Origin of the sequence: Bradyrhizobium glycinis (assembly GCF_016031655.1) — a bacterium.
GTDB classification, from domain to species: Bacteria; Pseudomonadota; Alphaproteobacteria; order Rhizobiales; family Xanthobacteraceae; genus Bradyrhizobium; species Bradyrhizobium glycinis.
The window spans coordinates 22,027-45,035 of record NZ_JACCHQ010000020.1 but is presented as its reverse complement, the minus strand read 5'-3'; the positions used below and the strand labels follow the sequence as shown (position 1 = coordinate 45,035).

Genomic DNA, 23,009 nt, shown 5'->3' with positions numbered 1-23,009 from the left:
CCCGACAACAGCCGCCTGAAGCGGCAGGCATAACCCATGGGTGTCTCCGAACCCTTCATCCGCCGGCCGATCGCGACTTCGCTGCTCGGCATCGCGCTTCTGATCGGCGGGCTGCTGGGCTATTTCGCCCTGCCGGTCTCGGCGCTGCCGCAGGTCGATTTCCCGACCGTGCAGGTGACGACGCAGCTGCCGGGCGCGAGTCCGGACGTGATCGCGTCGCTGATCACCGCGCCGCTGGAGCGGCAGCTCGGGCAGATCCCGTCGCTCTCGGCGATGAACTCGACGAGCTCGTTCGGCGTCAGCCAGATCTCGCTGCAGTTCGACCTAAACCGCGACATCGACGGGGCGACGCAGGACGTGCAGGCCGCGATCAATGCCGCCGCGGGCGTGCTGCCGAGGACGCTGCCTTACCCACCGACCTACGCCAAGGTGAATCCGGCGGATGCGCCGGTGATGACGCTGGCGCTGCGCTCGGACACGATCTCGCTGCGGGTGATGAGCGACATCGCCGACACCATTCTGGCGCAACGTTTGAGCCAGATCTCCGGCGTCGGGCGCGTGTCCGTGCTCGGCGGGCTGAAGCCGGCCGTGCGGATTCAGGCTGATCTTGCACGCCTTGCAGCCTACGGCATCGCGATGGAAGATCTGCGCACTGCGATCGCCAATGCCAATGTCTCGGGGCCGAAAGGCTCGCTCGACGGCGCACAGCAATCCTACATCATCGCCGCCAACGACCAGATCGCGGCGGCCGAAGCCTACAAGCCCGTCATCATCGCCTATCGCAACGGCTCGCCGGTGACCATTGCCGACGTCGCCCAGATCGTCGATGGCCTCGAGAACGACCGCACCGGCGGCTGGTACCAGGGCACGCCGGCCGTCATCCTCGACATCCAGCGCCAGCCCGGCGCCAACGTCATCGACGTCGTCAGCCAGATCCGCGCCGAGATCCCGAAACTGCAGCGCGCGATCCCGGCCGGCGTGAACCTCACCATCGTCTCCGACCGCACCGTCACCATCCGAGCCTCGGTGCGCGACGTGCAGTTCACGCTGGTCCTTGCCGTCGTGCTGGTGACGCTGGTCGTGCTGCTGTTCCTGCGTTCGTTGCGCGCGACCGTGATCGCCGGCGTCGCGCTGCCGCTGTCGCTGATCACGAGCTTCGGCATCATGTATTTTGCCGGCTTCAGCCTCGACAATCTGTCGCTGATGGCGCTCACGATCGGCACCGGATTTGTCGTCGACGATGCCATCGTGATGATCGAGAACATCGTGCGCCACATGGAAAATGGCGACGGCGCCATGGAAGCTTCCCGCAAGGGCGCCAGCGAGATCGGCTTCACCGTGATCTCGCTGACGGTGTCGCTGATTGCGGTCTTCATTCCGCTCCTGTTCATGTCGGGCCTCGTCGGGCGCATGTTCCGCGAATTTGCGCTGACCTTGACGATTGCGGTCGTGACCTCGGCGGTGGTCTCGCTGACGCTGACGCCGATGATGTGCTCGCGGCTGCTCAAGCACGCGCACGAGGAGCTGGCCGTGCCGGGACTGGCCACGATCAGCCGCTTCATCGACCGTACGGTCGATGCCTATCACAGCTCGCTTTTGTGGGTGCTGGAGCGCCAGCGCGCCACGCTGGTCGTGACCTTCGCCACGCTGATCGCGACCCTGGTGCTCTATGTCGTCGCGCCCAAGGGCTTCCTGCCGCTGCAGGACACCGCCTCGATCACGGCCGTGACGGAGGCGGGGCCCGACGTGTCGTTTGCGGAGATGAAGAGGCGGCAGGCCGAGGCGGCCGATGCCATCAGGGCCGACCCTGATGTGGTCGGCGTGGTCTCGGTGATCGGTGCGGGCTCCGTCAACCCGACCACCAATGTCGGCCGCCTCGTCATGAGCTTGCGGCCGCGCGGCGAGCGCCGCGACGATGTCAGCGTGGTCGTGGCCCGGCTGAAGGAGCGGGTCTCCGGTATCCCCGGCATGACGGTCTATTTCCAGCCGGTGCAGGACGTGCAGATCTCGACCCAGTCGAGCCGCTCACAATACCAGTACACGCTGACCGGCACCGATGCGACGCTGGTCTCGGAATGGGCGCGCAAGCTGGTTGCGGAGATGCGGCGCGATCCCCTGTTCCGGGACGTCTCGTCGGAGGCGCAGGAGGGCGGCCTGCGGGCGCAGCTCGATGTCGACCGCACGCGCGCCGGCCAGCTCGGCGTGAACCTGCAAGCAATCACTGACACGCTGAACGATGCCTTCGCGCAGCGGCAGATCTCGACCATCTACGGTCAGGCCAACCAGTACCGCGTGGTGCTGGAGGCGCTGCCGATGTATCAGCGCGATCCCTCGATTCTGTCAAAGCTCTATCTGCCGGGCGCCGCGAGCGCCACTGCCGGCGCGCCCAATGCCCAGGTGCCGCTGTCGGCCGTGGCGACGCTGAAGCGGACGACCGCGCCGCTCGCGATCTCGCACCAGGCGCAATTCCCGTCGGTGTCGCTAAGCTTCAACCTGGCGCCGGGCGCGGCGCTCGGCGATGCTGTCGAAGCCGTGAAGGTGATCGAGACCCGCATCGGCATGCCGGGCAGCATCGTCGGTGTCTATGCCGGCGATGCCGCCGAATTCGCCAAGGCGCTCGCCGGCCAGCCCTGGCTGCTGCTCGCCGCCGTCATCACGATCTACATCGTGTTAGGGGTGCTCTACGAGAGCTATATCCATCCGATCACGATCCTGTCGACGCTGCCGTCGGCCGGCGTCGGCGCCATCCTGGCGCTGATGCTGTGCGGCCAGGACCTCTCGGTGATCGGCCTGATCGGAATCATTCTCTTGATGGGCATCGTCAAGAAGAACGCGATCATGATGATCGACTTTGCGCTCGAGGCCGAGCGCGGGAAGGGCCTGTCGCCCAATGAAGCGATCGTGCAGGCCTGTCTCTTGCGCTTCCGCCCGATCATGATGACGACGCTGGCGGCGCTGTTCGGGGCGCTGCCGCTCGCAATCGAGAGCGGCACCGGCGCCGAGCTGCGCTTTCCGCTCGGCATCTCCATCATCGGCGGTCTGCTGCTCAGCCAGCTACTGACACTTTACACGACGCCCGTGATCTATCTGGCGCTCGACCGCATCAACCGTCGTCTCGAGCAGGCGCTGCCGCCGGCCGGATCCGGCGGTCCGCCGGTCGCCGGCGCGACCGAGGGGATGCAGTGATGGCATCGATCTCGGAGCCCTTCATCCGCCGTCCGGTCGCGACCACGCTGCTGTCGATCGGGCTGTTCCTGCTGGGTGTCGTCGCCTACGAGTTCCTGCCCGTCGCCTCGGTCCCGAACGTCGACTTCCCCGCCATCTTCGTCTCCGCCAGCCGGCCCGGCGCCGACCCGTCCGTGATGGCGGCGACGGTGGCTTCACCACTGGAGCGGCGGTTGGGAGAGATCGCTGGTATCAACCAGATCACCTCGACCTCGAGCCTCGGCACGACCAGCATCCAGCTCCAGTTCGACATCGGCCGCAACATCGACAAGGCCGCGCGCGACGTGCAGGCGGCCATCAACGCCGCGATGGTCGACCTGCCGAGCGACCTGCCGACGCTGCCGCGTTTCCGCAAGGCGAACACGGCCGGCGCACCCATCTTCGTGCTGGCGTTGACCTCCAAGACGATTTCTCCCTCGGCGATCTACGACGTCGCCGATACCGTGCTGGCGCAACGCATCTCCCAGGTGCCGGGCGTCGGCAACGTGTCGATCTCCGGCGCCGACCAGCCGGCCGTGCGCGTGCAGCTCAACCCGGTTGCGCTGTCCAATGCCGGAATCTCGACCGACGACGTGCGGACGGCGATCATCGGCGCCAACGCACTCGGCCCCGTCGGCATCTTCGAAGGCGAGCGCCAGAGCGAGACGCTGTCGCTGAACAGGCAGATGCGCACGGCGAAGGAGTTCCGCGACATCGTCATCAAGAGCTCGGGCACCAATTTCGTGCGGCTGTCCGACGTTGCCGATATCGAGGATTCCGTCCGCAACGTCCGCTCGATCGCCTGGTTCAACAAGCAACCGGCGGTCCTGATCCAGATCACCAAGCAGGGCGATGCCAACGTCATCGACACCGTCGACCGGGTCAAGGCGCTGATCCCCGAGCTGAAGCAGTGGATCCCGGCCGGGGTCGAGATCTCCACCCTGGTCGATCGGACCGGCACGATCCGCGCCAGCGTGCTGGACATGCAATGGACGCTGCTGGCGACAGCGGTCCTGGTGATGGTCGTCGTGTTCGTATTCTTGCGGCGGCTGACGCCGACCATCGCGGCCGGCATCTCGGTGCCGCTGGCACTCGCCGGCACTTGCGCCGGCATGTGGGTCGCGGGCTTCTCCATCGACAATTTGTCGCTGATGGCGCTCGCCATCTCCGTCGGCTTCGTCGTCGACGACGCCATTGTCATGATCGAGAACATGTTCCGCAACCTGGAGCAGGGCATGCGGCCATTCCGGGCGGCGCAGGAGGGCGCCAAGCAGATCGGCTTCACCGTGGTCTCGATCAGCCTGTCGCTGATCGCGGCCTTCACGCCGCTGATCTTCATGGACGGCGTCGTCGGCCGACTCTTGCGCGAATTCTCGCTGACGCTGACCTTCGCCATCCTGGTCTCGACGCTGGTGTCGCTGACGGTCACGCCGATGATCTGCGCCCATTACATCCGGCAGACCACCTCCGGCACGGCAACGCTGTTCGACCGCATCGTTGAAGGCGCGCTGTCGCGCACCATCGCGTTCTACGCCCGCAGCCTGCGCACCGTGCTGGAATTCCCGCTGCTGACGCTGCTGGTGTTCTTCGCCACCATCGCGCTCACGGTGACGCTCTACATCAAGGTCCCCAAGGGCTACTTCCCGACGGACGATTCCGGCTTCATCATCGGCGCGACGCGCGCCTCGGCGGACATCTCGTTCCAGTCGATGCTCGGCCTGCAGCAGCGGCTCGCCGAGATCGTGATGCAGGATCCGGCCGTGGCCGGCATCGGCTCGACCGTCGGCACCGGAGGCGGGGGCCCAGGGCCGGCGACCTCGAACCGCGGCACCATGTTCATCAGCCTGAAACCGCCGGAGGAGCGCGCCCACGTATCGACGCAGGTCGTGATCGACCGGCTCAGGCGGGCACTGTATCCCGTGCCCGGCATCCGCCTCTTCATGTTCGCCGCCCAGGACGTGCGCGCCGGCGGGCGGCAGAGCGATTCCGACTACCAATATACGCTCACCAGCACCGATCTCGGCCTGCTGCAGACATGGGCGCCGATCGTGGCCAAGCGCATGGAGAGCGTGGAGGGCATCACCGACATCTCCAGCGATCGTGACCCCGGCGGGCTGCAGCTGACGCTCTCCATCGACCGCCAGAAGGCGTCCGCGCTCGGCGTCAGGGTCCAGGACATCGACAACGCGCTGAACAATGCTTTCGCGCAGCGGCAGATCTCCATCATCTACACCCAGCGCAACCAGTACATGACCGTGCTGGAGATCGACCCGAAGTTCCAGGTCGACCCCTCCAATCTCGATCGCATCTACGTCGCCGGCGCGGGAGATGCGCAGGTGCCGCTGTCGGCCGTGGTGCGCGCGACGCGCGGGCTCGCTGCGCTCGCCGTCTATCATTCGCAGTCGTTCCCATCGACCACGGTGTCCTTCAACCTGATGCCGGACGTGCCGCTTCAGGCGGCGACCCAGAACATCCAGCGTGCGGTCGACGAGTTGCACATGCCCGAAGGCATTCGCGGCAGCTTCGACGGCAATGCCGGCGACTTCGCCAGGACCAGCGGCCGCCAGCCGCTCCTGATCCTCGGCGCACTGGTCGCGATGTATATCGTGCTCGGGGTGCTCTATGAGAGCCTCGCCCATCCGCTCACGATCATCTCGACGCTGCCCTCGGCCGGCTTAGGTGCGCTGCTCGCCTTGCAGCTCACCAACACGCCGCTTACGGTGATCGCCTTCGTCGGCATCATCCTCTTGATCGGCATCGTCAAGAAGAACGGCATCATGATGGTGGACTTCGCGCTCGATGCCGAGCGCCAGCGCGGGCTGTCCTCGGCCGAGGCGATCTTCGAGGCCTGCCAAGCGCGCTTCCGCCCGATCCTGATGACGACCATGGCGGCGCTGTTTGCCGGCATTCCGCTGGTGATCGCGACCGGCCCCGGCACGGAACTGCGCCGGCCACTCGGCATCACCATCATCGGCGGCCTGTTCGTCTCGCAGATCCTGACGCTGTACACGACGCCCGTGATCTACCTCCTGATCGACCGCCTGCGGCGCCGCTCCGAGCCGCGTCCGCTGGCGGCACCAGCGGAATAGGTTGTTGCAGCGCCGCGCGAAGCGTATAGCGGCGATCATGTCCAATCCGCCCGACACTGCCGCCGCGCCGGCCGAGCCGATCCCCGAATGCCCGCATTGCCAGAAGCCGATGCCGCTGTGCATTTGCGACAGCGTGACGCCGATCGAGAATCGGCTCTCGCTCCTGATCCTGCAGCATCCGCAGGAGCAGGACAGGGCACTCGGCACGGCGCGGCTGCTGGCCAGGCATTTTGCCGATGCCACGGTGCGGGTCGGCCTGTCCTGGCCGAGCCTGTCCAAGGCGCTGGGACGGCCGGTCGAGAATGCTTCGCACTGGGCGGTGCTCTATCTCGGCTCGGCACGCGCGGCCGATCTCGATGCCGAAGGTGAGATCGTCGCGCTCAACCGCAAGGGCGAGGTCGCGGAGAACCAGCGCGCGATCCTCGGCAAGCTCGAGGGCGTGGTGCTGCTCGACGGCACCTGGAGCCAGGCCAAGGCGCTGTGGTGGCGCAATCCCTGGATGCTGAAATGCCAGCGCGTGATCCTCAATCCGGCACATCCCTCTCGCTACGGGCGCTTGCGCAAGGAGCCGCGCCGCGACGGCCTCTCGACGATCGAAGCCGCCGCGACGATCCTCGCCGGCCTCGAGCGGCGCCCTGATATCGCCGAGACGCTTCATGCCAGTTTCGAACGGATGCTGGCTCGCTACCGCGAGGTCCAGGCCGAGATGCCGGAACTGGCACCCAAGCCCGCGCCCAAGGGCCGCCGGCGCGACTTCCGACGCCGCAAGCGCGCCTGATTTCGGCTGGACATTTCGCTGTGCTACCCGCGGGCCGTGGGGTTGCCTAAGCCATTGATCCCCTATATTGGTCCGCCCTTACGGGGCCACGTGGCGGAGTGGTTACGCAACGGTCTGCAAAACCGTGTACACCAGTTCAATTCTGGTCGTGGCCTCCATCACAAGCTTCTGATTTTCCAGCAAAAATGCGAGTTTGCCTTGGCTTTCAAGCAAGGCCTGACGGGCCGCGCCCACCGGATTTGTCCGGGGCTTGGCGGAAACCCGCGATTCAGTTCGGATGGCACAGACTTCGCATCTGCGAAGTGATGCATGTCCCATCAACGAGCGCTGGAGAGCACGTGGGCGAAATCGTCCGATTTGTCTCGAAATCCGAGCTGGAGAGGGCCCGTCTCATTCGTGAGGCGCGCGCGATCTACGACAGCATCTTCCCGCCGGCGGTACCCGAGCGGGCACCGCGGGACGGTGAAGAGCGAGTCAAGAATTGATCGTCGTTGCACCGGGCGTGGGGGCTCGCTGAGGCCCGGCCGCCCGCAGGGCGAGCCGCATCCGCTTACGAGAAGTCGGCCTCAGCAGGCCGCGTACCAGCCGTCGGGAAAGGGCAGGAGGGGCCAGGCGCCCTCGTTGTCATTGGCAGCTTTGGGCGTCGCGTCGAAGCGCCACGAGCGGGGCACGTATTCCTCCACCGGCACAGGCGCGAAATCCTCAAAGGTCATGGCGTCCCGGACAGCATCCAGCAGCAAATTGAATTCGGCTTCGCTCATCACACCCTCGCAGAACGCGGATGGCGCAATGTCGCAAAGCACGTTTGTTTCCGGATTGACCCGATCGTTCGCATTTTAACGATGCGGCGATCGGCAGCCGAATGGTTAGCGATTCCTGAAAATCCCCGGGGCAAGCCTACGTGCCGCCGCCGCGCAGCGGGCGTGAAAGAGATCACATTCCCGGCGGTTTATTTCTCCTACCCCTTTGCCCCATGCCGGCCAATGCAGGCCGGAGCGGGCAGGGCAGAGCGGGAGACTGGTCATGAAGGCAAGGTTCTTGCGGTTTGCGGGCGTGAAAAGCCGGGCGCGGGGCGCCTCAACAGTCGGGCTGTTCCTGACGCTGTTTGCCTCCGCCGCCCATGCACAGGGAACGGCGGAGCAGCGGCGGGCCTGTACCCCCGACGTCTACCGGCTCTGCGCCGGCGAGATCCCCAACGTCCGCGCCATCACCGCCTGCCTGCGTCGCAACCGCGCCAGCCTCAGCGAGGCCTGCCGATCCGTGTTCGATCAGGCAGGTGGCTGAACCCGCCCGGCTTGTGGGTTTGTGCGCAGCAAGTGCCTCGCACGCCCTTACGAATCCGCGTTGGTCATCCTGTGGATATGCTGCGGACAGGCTGTGGACGACCAGTGCTTTCGCTGCGGCGGTGGATCTGGCTGCTACGGCCGAGAGCATTTGGGTATCCCGAATTCGGAGACCCTAAACCTGCGCCGTTTCGCGGCCCCCGAACAGTTTTTGTGCAACCGTTTGCCCAAATGCCGGGCGCGCTTCATCCAAATTTTTGTACGCCCGCGGACAAGCTTTTCACCGCCCACTCCCGCACGCTTCCTCCCCGATCACTGGAGCATGGCAGAGGCCATGACATTTCGGAGGAACTGGCGAGATGGAGAAATCGATTTGGCCCCAGGCGCGGCGGGGAATGGCGCGTGCATCATTGCCCCGGCGCAAGCTCATGCTCGGCGCCGCCATTGCTTTCGGTCTCGTCGTTGTCGCACCGCTGAGCGCACAGGCCGCAGCTCCCCCCGCTTGCGCCGCGCTCCAGGAGAAATATCCGGACTGGAAGGGCAAGACGCTCGTCAATGCCATCAATCCGCACACGCCGGGCTATGAGACGATCGATCCCAAGGACCCCAGCAAATATATCGGGTTCGACATCGATCTCGGCGAAGCCATCGGCGAATGTCTCGGCTTCAAGCTGACCTACAAGCCCGTGGTGTTTGCAGCGCTCCTCACCACGCTCGCCGCCGGTCAGGCCGATATCGTCATCTCCGACATCTACGCCACCAAGGAGCGCGCCAAGGCCGCCGACTTCATCACCTATTCGAAAGTGTTCGATGGCGTGCTGGTTGCCAAGGGGAATCCAAAAGGCATCAACGGCATCAACCTGTCGATGTGCGGCGCGGCTGCCGCCGAAAACACCGGCTATGTCGAGGTGCCCCTGATCCAGACGCTGGCCGCGGAGTGCAAAAAGGCAGGCAAGCCGGAGCCGACCATCCAGCTCTACGACAACAACGCCAATTGCATCCAGGCGATTCTCGCCGGCCGTGCCGACACCTATGTCAACGACGTCAATAGCGTCGACAGCGCCGTGAAGGCCTATCCGGACAAGCTGGAGAAGGCGGTCGCTGTGACGATCCCATACTCGGTCGGCATCGCTGTTCCCAAGGGCAAGCCGAAATTTCGTGACGCCGTGCTCGCTGCCCTGATCGAGGTGCAGAAGGCGGGCACGCACATGGAGCTCCTGAAGAAGCATGGGCTCGATGTGAACAATTTCATGGAGCCGGAAATCCTCACGGCTGACTGAGCGAAGTCGGCGCGAAGTGCCGGGTGAGGGGGGCGGCAAAAGCGGTGCAGCGTAACCCCTCAACCGGATCGCATCGAACGATGCGATGTAGCCGAGGCTTGGCTGCGAGAGGTGGCCCCGTCCTGGAGGTGGCCGCCTTCGACCAAAACCCGATTCCGTTCTCATGACTGTCGGCTGATGTCGCTGTTCCTTCATTACCTGAGCATGCCGTATCTGCTCGCGGGCATCGAGCTCACCCTCGAGGTGACCGCCCTCGGGCTCGGCGGCGGGTTGATCCTTGGATTGATCCTCGCCGGCATGCAGCTCTCGCGCTTCTGGCCGCTGGCGGCGATCGCCAGGGCCTATACCGTGATCTTCCGCGGCACGCCGCTGATCCTCCAAATGGTTTTCGCCTACGACGCGCTGCCGCATATCGGCATCAAGCTGCCGGCAGTGCTGGCGGCCGGCCTCGCGCTCGCCTGCAACGAAGCGCCGTTCATTGCGGAGATGCTGCGCGCCGGCGTGCTGGGCGTCGACCGCGGTCAGCTGACGGCAGGGCAGGCGCTCGGCATGACGCCATCAGTGCTGATGCGCAGGGTCGTCGCGCCACAGGCGATCCGCACCATGATCCCGGCCTTCGGCAACGAGGCGGTGAGCGCGCTGAAGAATTCATCGCTTGCCTCTGTCGTGGCGGTGCAGGAGCTGACGTTACGATCCACGCAACTGGCGTCCTCGACCTTCGACTTCTTTTCGATCTTCTTTGCCTCGGGGCTGCTTTATCTCCTGCTGACCGCGACCATCAGCGCGATCCAGCTCTTCGTCGAATGGCTGCTCGATCTCGACCGGACCACGCGCCGAGAGCGCAAGCTGGCCGACTATCTGCCGTGGCGCCGTGTTGACCTCGCCACCAAGCTCGACCTTGCCGATGTGGCCAGCCCCGATCCCGAGCCTGCAGCGGCAGAGCTGACCGATACGCCGCCACTCGCCCTGACCCGCGAGGAGCGCGCCCGTCGCGCGGCGACGATCGCGCGCAACAATATCGCGGTCGAGGCCAAGGACCTCACCAAGAGCTACGGCGGGCAAAAGGTGCTCGACGGCCTCGACTTGACCGTGCGTGTGGGCGAGGTGGTGGCATTGCTCGGCCCCAGCGGCTCCGGCAAGAGCACGCTGCTTCGCTGCCTCAACCATCTGGAGAACTGGGACGCCGGCACCGTGCGCGTCGGCGGCCGGCGGCTCGGCTTTTCCGAGGATGGCAAGCGATTGTCGCCGCGCGCCGTCGCCAACGAGCGGGCCAGTGTCGGCGTTGGCATGGTGTTCCAGCAATTCAACCTGTTTGCTCACGTCTCGGCGAAGGAGAACATCGCCGGGCCCTTGCGCTGGGTCCACGGCATGACCCGCATCGACGCCGACCGCCGCGCCAGCGAGCTGCTCGACCGCGTCGGGCTGTCACACCGCGCCAATGCGCTGCCGCGACATCTCTCCGGCGGCCAGCAGCAGCGCGTTGCCATCGCCCGCGCGCTGGCGCCCAATCCGAGCGTGCTGCTGCTGGACGAGCCGACCTCGGCGCTGGATCCCGAGCTCGTCAATGAAGTGCTGGAGGTGATCCGCCGCCTCGCCATCGACGACGGCCTCACCATGATCATCTCGACGCACCAGATCCGCTTTGCCGATGAGGTCGCGGACCGTGTCGCCTTCCTGAGCGGCGGCACGATCATCGAGGAGGGGCCGGCGCACGAGGTGCTCTCCAATCCGCGCAATCCGCTGACGGCGCGCTTCCTCAGCGTGATGGAAGCGGACAAGACTCCGGAGGCGGTGCGATGAGCGCTCCCTCCACCATGTGCAAGATCCCCGAAGAGGTCACGTCATGAAGCATGTCACGCTGCCGGTTTCGCCGAAGACCGTCCATTGGGGCTATTTCTCCAAGACAGTCGCGCCGGCCCTGACGCTGCGCTCGGGAGACCGGGCCACGATCGAGACGCTGACCCACCACGCCAACGACGATTACGAGCGAATGATTCAGGGCGACGCCGGTGCCGAAAGCGTGTTCCAGTGGACGCGCGAGCACAAGGCGGTGGCGCGTCGTGGCTCGGGCCCGACGAAAGGCCCATTCATCCGCGGCGCGGGCGAGGGGATCGGCGTGCACTTGCTCACCGGCCCCGTCGCGATCGAAGGCGCCGAGCCCGGCGACATTCTGGAGGTGCGCATCCTCGACGTCCGGCCGCGGCCGAGTTGCAGTGCCTGTCACGCCGGCCGCTGCTTCGGCTCCAATGTCGCGGCGAACTGGGGTTTCCACTACCACGACCTGATCGAGGAGCCGAAGCCGCGCGAGGTCGTCACCATCTTCGAGCTCGACACCTCCGGCGAGCCGTATGCGAAGGCCGTCTACAATTACGTCTGGACGCCGCAGACCGATCCTGACGGCATCGTGCACCCGACCATCGACTATCCGGGCGTGCGCGTTGACCATGCCACCATCAGGAAGCGCGAGAACATCCTTACCAGCGTGAAGGTGCCGGCGCGGCTGCATTTCGGCACCATGGGCCTTGCGCCATCGGAAGCCGATTTCGTCAGCTCGATCCCGCCGAGCTATACCGGCGGCAACATCGACGACTGGCGGATCGGGAAGGGTGCGCGGATGTTCTATCCGGTCGCGGTCCCCGGTGCATATTTCTCGGTCGGCGACCCCCATGCCGCGCAAGGCGACAGCGAGCTCGGCGGCACCGCAATCGAGACCTCGCTGACCGGCGATTTCGAATTCATCCTGCACAAGAAGGCCGACCTTGGCGGCACCAGCCTCGAAGGTCTCGACCATCCCATGCTCGAGACCGACCATGCCTGGTCGTTCTACGGCTTCACCTATCCGAATTATCTCGCCGCGCTCGGCGCCGACGCGCAAACTGAGATTGCCAATCATAGCAGTCTCGACCGTGCGATGCGCGATGCGTTCAGGAAGCTTCGCCGGTTTCTGATGACAGTGCACGGCCTCAGCGAGGACGAGGCGATCTCGCTGATGTCGGTCGGCGCCGATTTCGGCGTCACTCAGGTGGTCGATGCCAATTGGGGCGTCCACGGCACGATCCGAAAAAACATCTTCCGCTGCGACTAATGTGTTGAGACGCTTTCCGTTTTCGGGATGAGCAGGTGACAAGCGGAGACCATTTGCGGCCCGTCGCAGCGACGGAGGACCGCATGCGTCTGGCACAGAGGTTGCTTCGATCGACCGCAATCTGGGTTGATCCGATGAGCTTCCGGCCGTTCACGAGCGAGTCCTACGCGCAAGACGACCGCCCCGAAGCCTGGCGGGACGTGCTGGCGGCGGTCGGCCTGCAGCCGGCAGGCGGCCATTCCTCCTTTGACGGGCATGCTACCGCCTCCCATCGCCAGACCACCGGTGTTGCGCTGACACGCATGGCCGCGGGCGCGCAGAGCGTCGGTCCGCTGGCACGCGCGAACGAAGACCTTCCGATCGTGCTGATGCCGGTCGAGGATGGCATGGTGTTGAAAACCGCCGGCGGACACCGCATCGTTCCCGTCGGTCATCTCGTGATGCTGCCGCGCAGCGGCGACTGGAGCATCGTGTTCCAGCGGGACATGCGCGCCATCGTGCTGTCAGTCACCTCCGAGGCGCTGCACGGACGCCTTTCGGGTAAGCCGCGGCTCGGCGAGCCGCGCGTCGTTCCGACCAGCGGCTTTGCCGAGGTGTTCTCGCGTCTCCTTGATGCGACGGCGCGCACGCTCGACACCTTGAGCGATGCCGAATGGAATTTGCTCGCGCAGTCGCTCGTCGATCTTCTCCTGACGCTCGCGCATCAACTGGCGGCATCGACGTCCGACGCCGGGGCGAGCGCGACGCAGGCCGCGCTGCTGCACCGGATCTGCCAGACCATCGAGCGCCGCCTCGACGATCCCGATCTGGTGCCGGCGCGCGTCGCCCAAGCCGAGGGAATTTCCGAGCGATACCTGCAAAAGCTGTTCGAGACGGTCGGCGACAATTTCACCCACTATGTTCGCGAGCGTCGTCTCCAGCGCGCCTGGGCGGATCTGTCCAGTCCGTCCGAGGCGCATCGCTCGATCTCGGAGATCGCTTACGCCTACGGCTTTGGTGACTCCGCGCATTTCAGCCGCGCCTTCCGCCATCGCTTCGGCCTGCCGCCGCGCGAGTTCCGACAGCAGGAGGCCGAGCGGGCGACCGTGCAACATGGCGTCACCGGCCAACGTGGCTGGCCGCAGGAGGCGTTGGCGCAATTGCGCGCGCATCAGAGTGTGGAGGCCCGCAGCAGCGTCGCGTGTGCCGGCGCCGGCGAGCCGACCACCACCGAACGCCGTCATCACCATCTCCCGGTCGAGGCCAGCTGCGTTCATTGGGGCTATTTCAGCCGCTCGCTGCCGCCGCAGATCGAGATCGCGTCAGGCGACACCATCACCATCGAGACGCTGACGCAGCACGCCTCCGACGATCCCGAGTTGATGATATCAGGCGATGCCGCCGCAGAAAGCGTATTCGGCTGGACGCCAGGCAAGAAGAACGTCGACCGCCGCGGTGCAGGGCCCATGGATGCCAGCGTATTCGGCCGCGGTGCCGGCGAGGGGTTTGGCGTGCATATCTGCACCGGGCCCGTCGCGGTGAAGGACGCTCAGCCCGGCGATGTGCTGGAGGTGCGTATCCTCGACATCGTGCCGCGCGCGAGCCGCAATCCGCGCCATGCGGGCCGTGTGTTCGGCTCGTCGGTCGCAGCGTGGTGGGGCTATCACTACAACGAGTTTCTCGGCGGTCCCAAGCCGCGCGAAGCCGTTACCATCTATGAGATCTTCGAAGCCGCCGAGCTGCCGCACGCCCGCGCGCTCTATTCCTATCGCTGGGAGCCGCAGACCGATCCCTTCGGCGTGGTGCACGCCACCTACGACTATCCCGGCGTGCCCGTTGCACCTGGTACGATCAAGCGCCGGCACGCGGTGCTCGACGGCATCAAAATTCCCCTGCGTCCGCATTTCGGCGTCATCGCGTTAGCGCCGCGTGAGCTCGATTTCGTCGATTCCGTGCCGCCGTCCTACTTCGGCGGCAATCTCGACAATTGGCGGCTGGGAAAGGGGGCAACGGTGTATCTTCCGGTCTCGGTCCCCGGCGCGCTGCTGTCGGTCGGCGATCCTCATGCCGCGCAGGGCGACGGCGAACTCAGCGGCACCGCGATCGAATGCTCGATGACCGGCACCTTCGAGGTGATCCTGCACAAGAAGGCCGATCTCGCCGGCCGTGCCTTCGCCGATCTCTCCTATCCCCTGATCGAGACCGAGAGCGACTGGGTGCTGACCGGCTTCAGCCACCCCAACTATCTCGCGGAATTCGGCGCGCAGGGGCAGAGCGAAGTCTACGCCAAGTCCTCGCTCGATCTCGCCATGAAAGACGCCTTCCGCAAGATGCGGCGCTTCCTGATGAACGTCAAAGGCCTCAGCGAGGACGAGGCGATCGCACTGATGTCGGCGGCGGTCGATTTCGGCGTCACGCAAGTCGTCGACGGCAATTGGGGCGTGCACGCCATTCTCAGCAAGCGCCTGTTTCACGACGCATCTTAACCAGGACATCCAAGTGAAATTCCACATGATCAGCGGTGGACCGAAGCCGGTCGCGCCCTTCAGCCACGCGGTGGAGACCGATGGCTTCGTCTTCGTGACCGGTCAGATGCCCGATACGCCGCAGACGCCGGGCGTGCTGCCCGAGGGCATCGTCGCGCAGACCCGCGCGGTGATGGAAAATTTGAAAGTGGTCCTTGCCGGCCTCGATCTCGGCCTCGAGCACGTCGTGATGGCGCGCGTCTATCTGACGCGCTTCAAGGACGACTATGCGGCCATGAACGAGACCTACCGAACGTTCTTCGCACCGGACCGGCTGCCGGCCCGTACCTGCGTCGGCGTCACCGGCCTGGCGTATGATGCGCTGATCGAGATCGATCTGGTGTGCCGGAGGCCGTGACGGCCTTGGCGCGTGGCGTTGATGAGCGAAGGGATATCCGGAACCGCCGCTGCGCTCCGAAATGAGAGTGGATGAAGAGAGGTGTCCCGTCAGATTGCGTCATCGAGGGCGCAGCGAAGCAATCCAGAATGCCTCCTCGGAAGCAGTCGGGATTACTTCGTCGCAAGAGTTCCTCGCAATGACGGGTCGAGAGAGTGACTACCGAGCGCTCCCCGCATTTCATCTCAAATTGCAACCGTCGCGTGCAAGAAGTCTTGATCGGTCGTGAGATAGGGATGATCGGCCGCTTTGAACGTGGGCCCGGACCGTCGCGACTAACCGACAGAGTGCATATGGATCAGCAGAACGTGATCGAGCTTCCGCTTCCGAAAGCACTAAAACGGTGCTTTAGTGCTTTCTATGACCCAATCGCCCCGAAACGCGCCGTCCGCGCTGCGTTACCGGCTTGCCCCTGACCCGGCCGCCCAGGCCGCCATTGAGGCAACATTCCAGGCCTATGACCGCATGATGGAGATCCTCGACGAGGTGGCGCGGACCCACAATGTGGGTTCCAACGTGGTCCTGCTCCATGCCCACGCCTATGAGCCGATCCGCAAACAGACGGCGCTGCCTTCGCGGCTGGTGACGCTGGGGCTGCGCGACCGCACGGAGTACCGCGCCGCGCCAGGGCGCCGCCTGCCGCTCGACGACAAGCTCGCCAAGATCAAGGGGCCTGCCACCATTTCGATTGCGACGGTGCAAGGGCGCTTCAGCGTGCCCTTCGACTACGCCGGTTATGCCGAGGGCTGGGGGCAGAGCGTGCCGGCACGCCTCATCCGCACCGACGACGGTTTCGAAGTTCACTACGGCGTCACGCCGAACAGCTTGCCAGAGGAGGAGAACGCCATGGATACCATCGCTGCCGCTCCCGACAACTTCCTGTCCCGGGTCGGGCGCCTGATCGCCGGGATCGCTTACGATGCGATCGAGCAGGCGGAAGGCAAGAACAAGCTGAAGGTGGTCGGCCAAGCCATCCGCGAGATCGAGCGCGCCGAGACCGAAGCGCGCGATGCGCTCGCCGCTGCGCGGGCCGAGGAATATCGTCTCAACGCGCGCCGCAGCGAGATCGAGCGGGCGATGACCGATCTCACCGCCAAGATCGAGACCGCGGTCGCAGACGGGCGCGATGATCTCGCCCGCGCCGGCATCGCGCGGCAAATGGACCTTGAGGCGCAGTTCGAGGTGCTCTCCCGCGCCATCGACGAGAACAACGAGAAGATCGAGCAATGCGTCACGTCGCTCCGCGCGGTGCTGTCGGCGCTCCAGGACGCCGAGCAGCGCCGCGCCGATCTCGAAAAGAGCGAGGCCCAGGCCAGCCCCCAGGCATCGACATCGTCGCGGAAATCCGGCGGCACCTCCGCTGCCGCGAAGGCGCTGCGGGCGGGCCGCGCGGTGGCACGGACCACCGGCGTGCCGCCGGGAATTCCTTATTCGAGCGACATCGACGAGCTGAGCACGCTTCATCGCGACAAGGAAATTGCAGCGAGGCTGGCCCGGTTGAAGTCGGGCTCCTGAGTGCCCTGCCATGAGCGCTCTGCTCGAACACGTCATGGCGCCTGAGGTCAGGCCGTTCACGATTGCGGCGGCCATGATCGTCATCGTGGGCTCGGTCGAGGTGATCTCGATGCTGGTCGGGGCCTCCTTGAGCGAGATGCTCGGCACCAACATCGATTTTGCTCATCCCAGCGACAACGGCGTGCTCAACGCCATCTCCTGGATCAATGTCGGCGGCGTGCCGCTCTTGATCTTCCTGCTGCTGCTACTCGGCGCCTTCTCCATCACCGGCTTCCTGATCCAGGACCTCGCGCGAATGGTTGCGGGTCCATTGCCGGCCACGATCGCGTCGGTCGGGGCCGTCGTGGTGTCGGTTCCGCTGGTGCGCGCCACCAGCAGGGCCATCGCGCGGGTCATTCCCAAGGACGAAAGCTACGTCGTCGGCTTGGGGGATCTCGTCGGCCGCATCGGGGAGGTCGTCGTCGGCCCGCTCGACCAGGGACCGCCCGGCCGCGTCAGCGTCGCCGACGTCCACGGCAACCGCCATTTCGTCTCGGCGGTCGCGGCGCCGTCATCGGGACCTTTGCCGCAGGGAACCATGGTCCTCCTGGTCGACCGCGACGGCACGCGCTTCGTCGCGGTGAAGGCTGACGATGAACTCAAGCCGTCCAAGCCCACTCTAAGCCATTAGCAAGTCCCACAGCGGAGAAAGTCATGTTCGACATCGCAGTCCCGGCCGTGATCGGCGTCGCGCTGATTATCGTCCTGGGGATCGTCTTCACCATTCTCTACAAGCGTGCCACCCGCGACGAGGCCTTCGTGCGCACCGGGCTCGGCGGCAAGAAGGTCGTGCTCGACGGCGGCGCCATGATCCTGCCGATCTTCCACTCCTATGCCAGCGTCAATTTGAAGACGCTGCGCCTCACCGTCGAGCGCAAGGAGCGGGAATCTCTCATCACCAAGGACCGCCTGCGCGTCGACATCGTTGCCGAGTTCTACGTCCGCGTCCGTCCCGACGAGGAGAGCATCGCGCTCGCGAGCCAGACCCTCGGCGCATTGACCAATGATGCCGAGGCGCTGCGCAACCAGGTCGAGGCGAAATTCGTCGACGGCCTGCGCTCGGTCGCGGCGACCATGACTATCCTGGAACTTCAGGAAAAGCGCTCGGATTTCGTCAAGCACGTGCAGTCCACGGTCGAGTCCGACGTCAAGTCGAACGGTCTCGAGCTGGAATCGGTTTCGCTGACCAAGCTTGACCAGACCGACGTCAAATTCTTTAACCCCGAGAACTTCTTCGATGCCGAAGGTCTCACCCAGCTGAAGACCATCACTGAGACCCGCCGCCGCGACCGCAACGCCATCGTGCGCGACAACGAGGTGGCGATCGCGCAGAAGGACCTCGAGGCGCGGCAGCAGACGCTGACCATCGAACGCACCAAGAAAGAGGCGGAGCTGTCGCAGGAGCGCGACATCGCCAACAAGACGGCGAGCACTCGCGCCGAGGTCGCGACCGCGACGCAAACCGCGCGTCTGACCGAGGAGAACGCTCGCATCGACACCGATCGTGCGGTTGCCGAGAAGGAGGCCGGTGCCAAGCAGGTCAAGGAAACCGCGGTGATCGAGTCGGACCTCGCGATCAATAAGCGCAAGACGGACGCCCAGCGCGAGATCCAGATCGCGACGCAGGAGAACGAGATCCAGATCGCGGCGAAGAGCAAGCAGACCTCGGAAGCCGTCGCCGAGGCCAAGGCCGCCGAGGCGTTGGCCGTCTCCGCGGAGGAAAAGGTCGTCACCGCGCGCGCGGTCGAGGTCGCCGATCGCGCCCGTCTCACTCAGGTGCTCGCCGCCCGGACTGAGGCCGAGCGCAAGTCGACCGAGCTGATTGTCGCCGCCGAGGCTGAGAAGAAGGCCTCGCTCGATCGCGCCGAAGCCGTCAAGACGCTGGCCACCGCGGAAGCCGAATCCAACAAGATCAAGGCGGTCGGTGTCCGCAACATCGGCGAGGCGGAAGCCGCCGTCATCACCATGAAGAACGAGGCGCAGAACAAGCTCGGCAGCAACGTCATCGATTTCGAGATCGCCAAGAAGCGGATCGAGATCATGCCGTCTGCGCTGGCCGAGATGGTGAAGCCGATCGCGAACCTCAAGGACGTCCGTATCCTGCACACCGGCGGCGCGTTCGGCGGCAACGGCGCGAGCGGAGGCAATGTCGGCTTCGGCGAAGGTCTGGCCGGCGAGCTGCTCAAGGTCCATGCGCTGCGTCCGATGATCGACGAGATCCTGCGCCAGAGCGGCTTTGCGCCGGGCGACGATCCGGTGAAGGCGCTGGTCGGCGCCGTCACGGGAAAGAGCAACGGTGCGGCCGTGCCGGCGCCGCTGCCGGAGAAAACAAACGCCGCTGAACTATGAATGTCCGTTCGTTATTGCGGACAATTCGGATCGATAAACAGGCGGGCCGCGTCTTGCGTCGCGCGAACGTTCGGAGCGCCGATCGATCGCGCCTTGAACCGTTCGATCTCGCTCCGGACGAGTCTTGAGGCAACGCTATGACGAGGCGGTGCTGGGGAAGAGCGTCAATCTCTGCAAGCTCACCGCGCTCCGCCTGCGCTACGACCGCGGCACCAAGACGACCTCGTTCCCCGGCGGAATAGTCTTTTGCAGGCCGGGACCGGAGGAGGGGTCTCCAGGCCTCTCCTGGGCGCTTTGCGGATGATGACGAATTCGTCCTTTGCAAGCGCAAGCGGCTTTGTTATACGCAGCCGCGCGCGAACGAACGGTTCGCCCTTTTCCTCGGTAGCTCAGCGGTAGAGCATCCGACTGTTAATCGGATGGTCGCTGGTTCGAATCCAGCCCGGGGAGCCAAATCTTACTGACAATTCAGTGACTTGTGCTCGCATCCCGCGCGCAATCTGCTTTCCGTGACATCGAGAGCGTCGCATCGCTGGTGCAGCACGGAATCGTGCCCGAACAGATGTGCATCGGCGTGGTTCCGCCATTCCGACGGCGCCAAATCGACTCAATTTCCGTCGAGCGTGGATCTGCCGGACACTTGCGGAGCTGATCCCCATGCCAGACATCAAGGCCGACCGTTCGGATATGGCCCCCTCAATTCTGTCGGCCGACATCCCCGAGCTCAGCGACGATGAATGCCTCGCTTGTCTCGCGCGCGCAGTCGAGGCGCCGGATTCGGCGCGGCTGGACGAGGTCGCCGGCCTTATTGGCCGCCTGGCAGTCGCCATCGAATAGAGCCGGTCGGGCCCTCCATAACGGGCGGTTGCGGAGCGCGAACGCGCATCGCCAACCGCCATGTTGCGTTTTGACCGAGCATGCTCCAAAAGATGCCGCGATTTTTCTCCGCGGCATCGTCCGCACTGCAGGGTCCGCAAATGTCCGGTTTTTCGACCGCGCGCCAAAAAATGGTCGATGGCCAGGTGCGCACCAATGACGTCACCGACCGTCGTGTTCTCGATGCCATGCTCACGGTGCCGCGCGAGGCGTTCGTGCCGGCCGGCCGGCAGGCACTGGCTTACCTCGATCTCGACCTCGACGTGAGCGAAGGCGCGGCCAAGCGGTTCCTGATCAAGCCGGCGCTGACCGGCAAGCTGCTCCAGGCCGCCGAAATCGGCGAGGGCGACAACGTGCTGGTCGTCGGCTGCGCCACCGGCTACCTCGCCGCTCTGGCCGCCAAGCTGGCGCGTCAGGTCACGGCGACCGAGTGCGATTCGGCTTTGGCCGCCAAGGCCAGGGACGCCTTCACCGCCCAGGGGCTTTCCAATGTCGCCTGCAGGGCGGCGGCCTGCTCCGAGGGGGATCCTGGTACCGCCCCCTACGATGTGATTCTCCTCAACGGCGCGGCCGAGGTGAGGCCGGAAGCTCTGCTCGGGCAGCTGAAGGAGGGTGGGCGCCTGGTGGGGGTATCGGCCGAATCGAGGCCGCCGCGCGCGACGATCGTGACCCGTACCCACGGCGAATTCGGCCATCGGGCCCTGTTCGACGCCGCCGCCCCGGTCCTTCCCGGGCTGGAACGGGCGGCTGCCTTCGTCTTCTGAGCCCAGGCCCCGTTAAAATCCCGTTCTGAATCAGAAGTGTGGCAGGGATGCTGCACGTGAAGAGTTTCGACCGAGAACCACCTTCAGGTAGTTCCGTCGCGCTTGAACGCGTCCTATGTTGCGGCGGGGCAACGACTCCATTGGTAGGGTTACCCGGCTCGCGGGCACGCGCCGGGCGTTAGAATGAACGGAATTTCACGGATGCATGGGGTGAAGCTCTTCACCGGAGCTGCGGTTTCGGTCCTGCTGCTGGCGCTGGCCGGGCCGACGCCTGCGTTGGCGGATACGATCGATGGGGCGCTGGTGCGCGCCTATCAGAACAATCCGCAGCTCAACGCGCAGCGTGCCCAGGTGCGCTCGACCGACGAAAACGTGCCGCAGGCCTTGTCTGGCTATCGTCCGCGGGTCTCGCTGACCGCGAGCGGTGGCTATCAATATCAGGATCTGCAGAGCGGCGTCGGCACCAACTCAATCCACGGAACCACGTTACCTCGCAGCGCTGGAATTACCGCTTCGCAGACACTTTACAATGGCAATCAGACCGCCAACAGAACGAGGGCGGCGGAGAGTCAGGTGTCCGGTGCTCGCGAAGCGCTGCGCAGCCTCGATCAAACTGTGCTGCTTCAGGCCGCAACGACCTACATGGACTATTTGCGCGATGCCGCCACGCTCGAAGTCCAGCGCAGCAACGTACGCGTGCTCGAGCAGACGCTGAAGCAGACCCGCGACCGCTTCAATGTCGGCGAAGTGACGCGCACCGACGTTGCGCAATCGGAAGCACAGCTGGCCGCCGGCAGGACGCAGGCCCTCACTGCTGAAGCAAATCTCACCACCACGCGCGCAAACTTCCGCCGCATCATCGGCAACGAGCCGGCGAATCTAGCACCCGGTTCACCCGTCGATCGCTTCCTCCCCGCAACCCTTGCCGCGGCGATCGAGCTTGGCCTCATCGAGCATCCCAACGTCACGGCCGCAATGTATGGCATCGACGTCAATTACCTGCAGGTCAAGGTCGCTGAAGGTGCGTTGCTGCCGACGATGACCATCCAGGCATCGGCCACGCAGGCCAACGAACAGTCCCTGATTTCGTTGCGCTCGTTCAACGCATCCGCGGTCGCGCAGCTCTCGGTGCCGATCTATCAGGGCGGTGGCGAATATTCGCTGATCCGCCAGTCCAAGGAAAACCTGGCGCAGCAGCGCCTCAACCTCGAAACGACTCGCGACCAGACCCGTGCGACCATTGTGCAATGGTGGGGCTCGCTGCAGGCCACCAAGGCGCAGGTGCAGTCGGCTCAGGCGCAGGTGACGGCGTCCGAGATCGCCCTGAACGGCGTACGTGAGGAGGCCAAGGCCGGCCAGCGTACCACGCTGGACGTGCTCAATGCGCAGCAGGCGCTGGTGAATGCGCGCGTTGCGTTGGTGACCGCGCAGCACGATCGCGTCGTCGCATCCTATAACGTCCTCGCGGCGGTCGGGCGTCTGTCGCCGCAAGTCCTCGGCCTTGCGACCACAACCTACGACCCCAGCGTTCACTACCATCAGGTCCGCGACAGCTGGGCGGGTGTGCGCACGCCTGACGGCCGCTGATTCCCGTAATCATCCGGTCGATCTCGCGAACAGCCGAGGTCGACCGGTGCTTTGCTTGCAATCGTCAAAATCCCTGACATAGCCTTGCCAAGACGATGCGGGTCGATTCGCCCGCATCGATGTCATGTGCGTACCGCTTTGGTGCCGGGGCAGGGCGCACCGCTGCGCGTCGAGCCGTGATCTGGGGACAAGTCGGGCTGCGGCGACGAAAATGGCGGACCTATCGTTGCGGAACCGGCCAATCCTGCCGTGCTTGGTG

At 65.2% G+C, this 23,009-nt stretch carries 17 protein-coding genes and 2 tRNA genes; 18 read left to right on the top strand and 1 reads right to left on the bottom strand.

What is annotated here, in order from left to right:
- Positions 1 to 36 precede the first annotated feature (36 nt).
- The 4 genes from HZZ16_RS25355 (at position 37) to HZZ16_RS25340 (ending at position 7,229) form a co-directional block, all read left to right on the top strand.
- Positions 37 to 3,186 (top strand): efflux RND transporter permease subunit, encoded by a 3,150-nt coding sequence (locus HZZ16_RS25355; protein ID WP_197952587.1) that lies wholly within the window; start codon positions 37 to 39, stop codon positions 3,184 to 3,186.
- Entirely contained in the window at positions 3,186 to 6,293 is a 3,108-nt protein-coding gene (locus tag HZZ16_RS25350; protein ID WP_197952586.1) for an efflux RND transporter permease subunit, read from the top strand. Before HZZ16_RS25355 ends, HZZ16_RS25350 begins: the two co-directional genes overlap by 1 nt.
- A 37-nt stretch (positions 6,294 to 6,330) precedes the next feature.
- Positions 6,331 to 7,071 (top strand): tRNA-uridine aminocarboxypropyltransferase, encoded by a 741-nt coding sequence (locus HZZ16_RS25345; protein WP_197952585.1) that lies wholly within the window; start codon positions 6,331 to 6,333, stop codon positions 7,069 to 7,071.
- 84 nt (positions 7,072 to 7,155) lie between these two features.
- Positions 7,156 to 7,229, top strand: a tRNA-Cys gene (locus HZZ16_RS25340).
- A 408-nt stretch (positions 7,230 to 7,637) separates the two neighbouring features.
- Here the strand turns inward: HZZ16_RS25340 and HZZ16_RS25335 are convergent.
- Positions 7,638 to 7,832 carry a hypothetical protein gene (locus tag HZZ16_RS25335; RefSeq protein WP_197952584.1) on the bottom strand — a complete coding sequence of 65 codons (195 nt, stop codon included), beginning with the start codon at positions 7,830 to 7,832 and terminating at the stop codon, positions 7,638 to 7,640.
- A 262-nt stretch (positions 7,833 to 8,094) separates the two neighbouring features.
- Between HZZ16_RS25335 and HZZ16_RS25330 the strand changes: the two genes are divergently transcribed.
- The 14 genes from HZZ16_RS25330 (at position 8,095) to HZZ16_RS25265 (ending at position 22,750) form a co-directional block, all read left to right on the top strand.
- Positions 8,095 to 8,355, top strand: coding sequence for a hypothetical protein (locus tag HZZ16_RS25330; protein WP_025036239.1), 261 nt, complete (start codon positions 8,095 to 8,097; stop codon positions 8,353 to 8,355).
- Between the two features lie 394 nt (positions 8,356 to 8,749).
- Entirely contained in the window at positions 8,750 to 9,634 is an 885-nt protein-coding gene (locus HZZ16_RS25325) for an ABC transporter substrate-binding protein (protein ID WP_376707591.1), read from the top strand.
- A gap of 177 nt (positions 9,635 to 9,811) precedes the next feature.
- Entirely contained in the window at positions 9,812 to 11,434 is a 1,623-nt protein-coding gene (locus HZZ16_RS25320; RefSeq protein WP_197952582.1) for an amino acid ABC transporter permease/ATP-binding protein, read from the top strand.
- A gap of 43 nt (positions 11,435 to 11,477) precedes the next feature.
- Positions 11,478 to 12,719 (top strand): acetamidase/formamidase family protein, encoded by a 1,242-nt coding sequence (locus HZZ16_RS25315; RefSeq protein ID WP_197952581.1) that lies wholly within the window; start codon positions 11,478 to 11,480, stop codon positions 12,717 to 12,719.
- Positions 12,720 to 12,853: 134 nt separating this feature from the next.
- Complete coding sequence (locus tag HZZ16_RS25310) at positions 12,854 to 15,184, top strand: acetamidase/formamidase family protein (RefSeq protein WP_197952688.1); 2,331 nt, start codon at positions 12,854 to 12,856, stop codon at positions 15,182 to 15,184.
- Positions 15,185 to 15,197: 13 nt separating this feature from the next.
- Positions 15,198 to 15,581, top strand: a complete 384-nt coding sequence (locus HZZ16_RS25305; protein WP_197952580.1) for a RidA family protein — start codon at positions 15,198 to 15,200, stop codon at positions 15,579 to 15,581.
- Between the two features lie 390 nt (positions 15,582 to 15,971).
- Positions 15,972 to 17,135 carry a PspA/IM30 family protein gene (locus tag HZZ16_RS25300; protein WP_197952579.1) on the top strand — a complete coding sequence of 388 codons (1,164 nt, stop codon included), beginning with the start codon at positions 15,972 to 15,974 and terminating at the stop codon, positions 17,133 to 17,135.
- A 10-nt stretch (positions 17,136 to 17,145) separates the two neighbouring features.
- Positions 17,146 to 17,805, top strand: a complete 660-nt coding sequence (locus HZZ16_RS25295; protein WP_197952578.1) for an OB-fold-containig protein — start codon at positions 17,146 to 17,148, stop codon at positions 17,803 to 17,805.
- A gap of 23 nt (positions 17,806 to 17,828) precedes the next feature.
- Positions 17,829 to 19,523: a flotillin family protein gene (locus HZZ16_RS25290; protein WP_197952577.1), complete on the top strand. Its 1,695-nt coding sequence runs from the start codon at positions 17,829 to 17,831 to the stop codon at positions 19,521 to 19,523.
- Positions 19,524 to 19,647: 124 nt separating this feature from the next.
- Entirely contained in the window at positions 19,648 to 19,827 is a 180-nt protein-coding gene (locus tag HZZ16_RS25285) for a hypothetical protein (RefSeq protein ID WP_197952576.1), read from the top strand.
- Positions 19,828 to 19,901: 74 nt separating this feature from the next.
- Positions 19,902 to 19,976, top strand: a tRNA-Asn gene (locus HZZ16_RS25280).
- Positions 19,977 to 20,180: 204 nt separating this feature from the next.
- Positions 20,181 to 20,360, top strand: a complete 180-nt coding sequence (locus HZZ16_RS25275; protein ID WP_197952575.1) for a hypothetical protein — start codon at positions 20,181 to 20,183, stop codon at positions 20,358 to 20,360.
- Between the two features lie 140 nt (positions 20,361 to 20,500).
- Positions 20,501 to 21,163: a protein-L-isoaspartate O-methyltransferase family protein gene (locus HZZ16_RS25270; protein WP_197952574.1), complete on the top strand. Its 663-nt coding sequence runs from the start codon at positions 20,501 to 20,503 to the stop codon at positions 21,161 to 21,163.
- A gap of 201 nt (positions 21,164 to 21,364) precedes the next feature.
- Positions 21,365 to 22,750 carry a TolC family outer membrane protein gene (locus HZZ16_RS25265; RefSeq protein WP_197952687.1) on the top strand — a complete coding sequence of 462 codons (1,386 nt, stop codon included), beginning with the start codon at positions 21,365 to 21,367 and terminating at the stop codon, positions 22,748 to 22,750.
- The last annotated feature ends 259 nt before the right edge of the window (positions 22,751 to 23,009 follow it).

What these genes read in the sequence shown, in the direction of transcription:
- HZZ16_RS25355 (WP_197952587.1), top strand. Translation starts at nt 37, where the DNA reads ATGGGTGTCTCCGAACCCTTCATCCGCCGGCCGATCGCGACTTCGCTG.
- HZZ16_RS25350 (WP_197952586.1), top strand. Translation starts at nt 3,186, where the DNA reads ATGGCATCGATCTCGGAGCCCTTCATCCGCCGTCCGGTCGCGACCACG.
- HZZ16_RS25345 (WP_197952585.1), top strand. Translation starts at nt 6,331, where the DNA reads ATGTCCAATCCGCCCGACACTGCCGCCGCGCCGGCCGAGCCGATCCCC.
- HZZ16_RS25335 (WP_197952584.1), bottom strand. Translation starts at nt 7,832, where the DNA reads ATGAGCGAAGCCGAATTCAATTTGCTGCTGGATGCTGTCCGGGACGCC.
- HZZ16_RS25330 (WP_025036239.1), top strand. Translation starts at nt 8,095, where the DNA reads ATGAAGGCAAGGTTCTTGCGGTTTGCGGGCGTGAAAAGCCGGGCGCGG.
- HZZ16_RS25325 (WP_376707591.1), top strand. Translation starts at nt 8,750, where the DNA reads ATGGCGCGTGCATCATTGCCCCGGCGCAAGCTCATGCTCGGCGCCGCC.
- HZZ16_RS25320 (WP_197952582.1), top strand. Translation starts at nt 9,812, where the DNA reads ATGTCGCTGTTCCTTCATTACCTGAGCATGCCGTATCTGCTCGCGGGC.
- HZZ16_RS25315 (WP_197952581.1), top strand. Translation starts at nt 11,478, where the DNA reads ATGAAGCATGTCACGCTGCCGGTTTCGCCGAAGACCGTCCATTGGGGC.
- HZZ16_RS25310 (WP_197952688.1), top strand. Translation starts at nt 12,854, where the DNA reads ATGAGCTTCCGGCCGTTCACGAGCGAGTCCTACGCGCAAGACGACCGC.
- HZZ16_RS25295 (WP_197952578.1), top strand. Translation starts at nt 17,146, where the DNA reads ATGAGCGCTCTGCTCGAACACGTCATGGCGCCTGAGGTCAGGCCGTTC.
- HZZ16_RS25290 (WP_197952577.1), top strand. Translation starts at nt 17,829, where the DNA reads ATGTTCGACATCGCAGTCCCGGCCGTGATCGGCGTCGCGCTGATTATC.
- HZZ16_RS25275 (WP_197952575.1), top strand. Translation starts at nt 20,181, where the DNA reads ATGCCAGACATCAAGGCCGACCGTTCGGATATGGCCCCCTCAATTCTG.
- HZZ16_RS25270 (WP_197952574.1), top strand. Translation starts at nt 20,501, where the DNA reads ATGTCCGGTTTTTCGACCGCGCGCCAAAAAATGGTCGATGGCCAGGTG.
- HZZ16_RS25265 (WP_197952687.1), top strand. Translation starts at nt 21,365, where the DNA reads ATGCATGGGGTGAAGCTCTTCACCGGAGCTGCGGTTTCGGTCCTGCTG.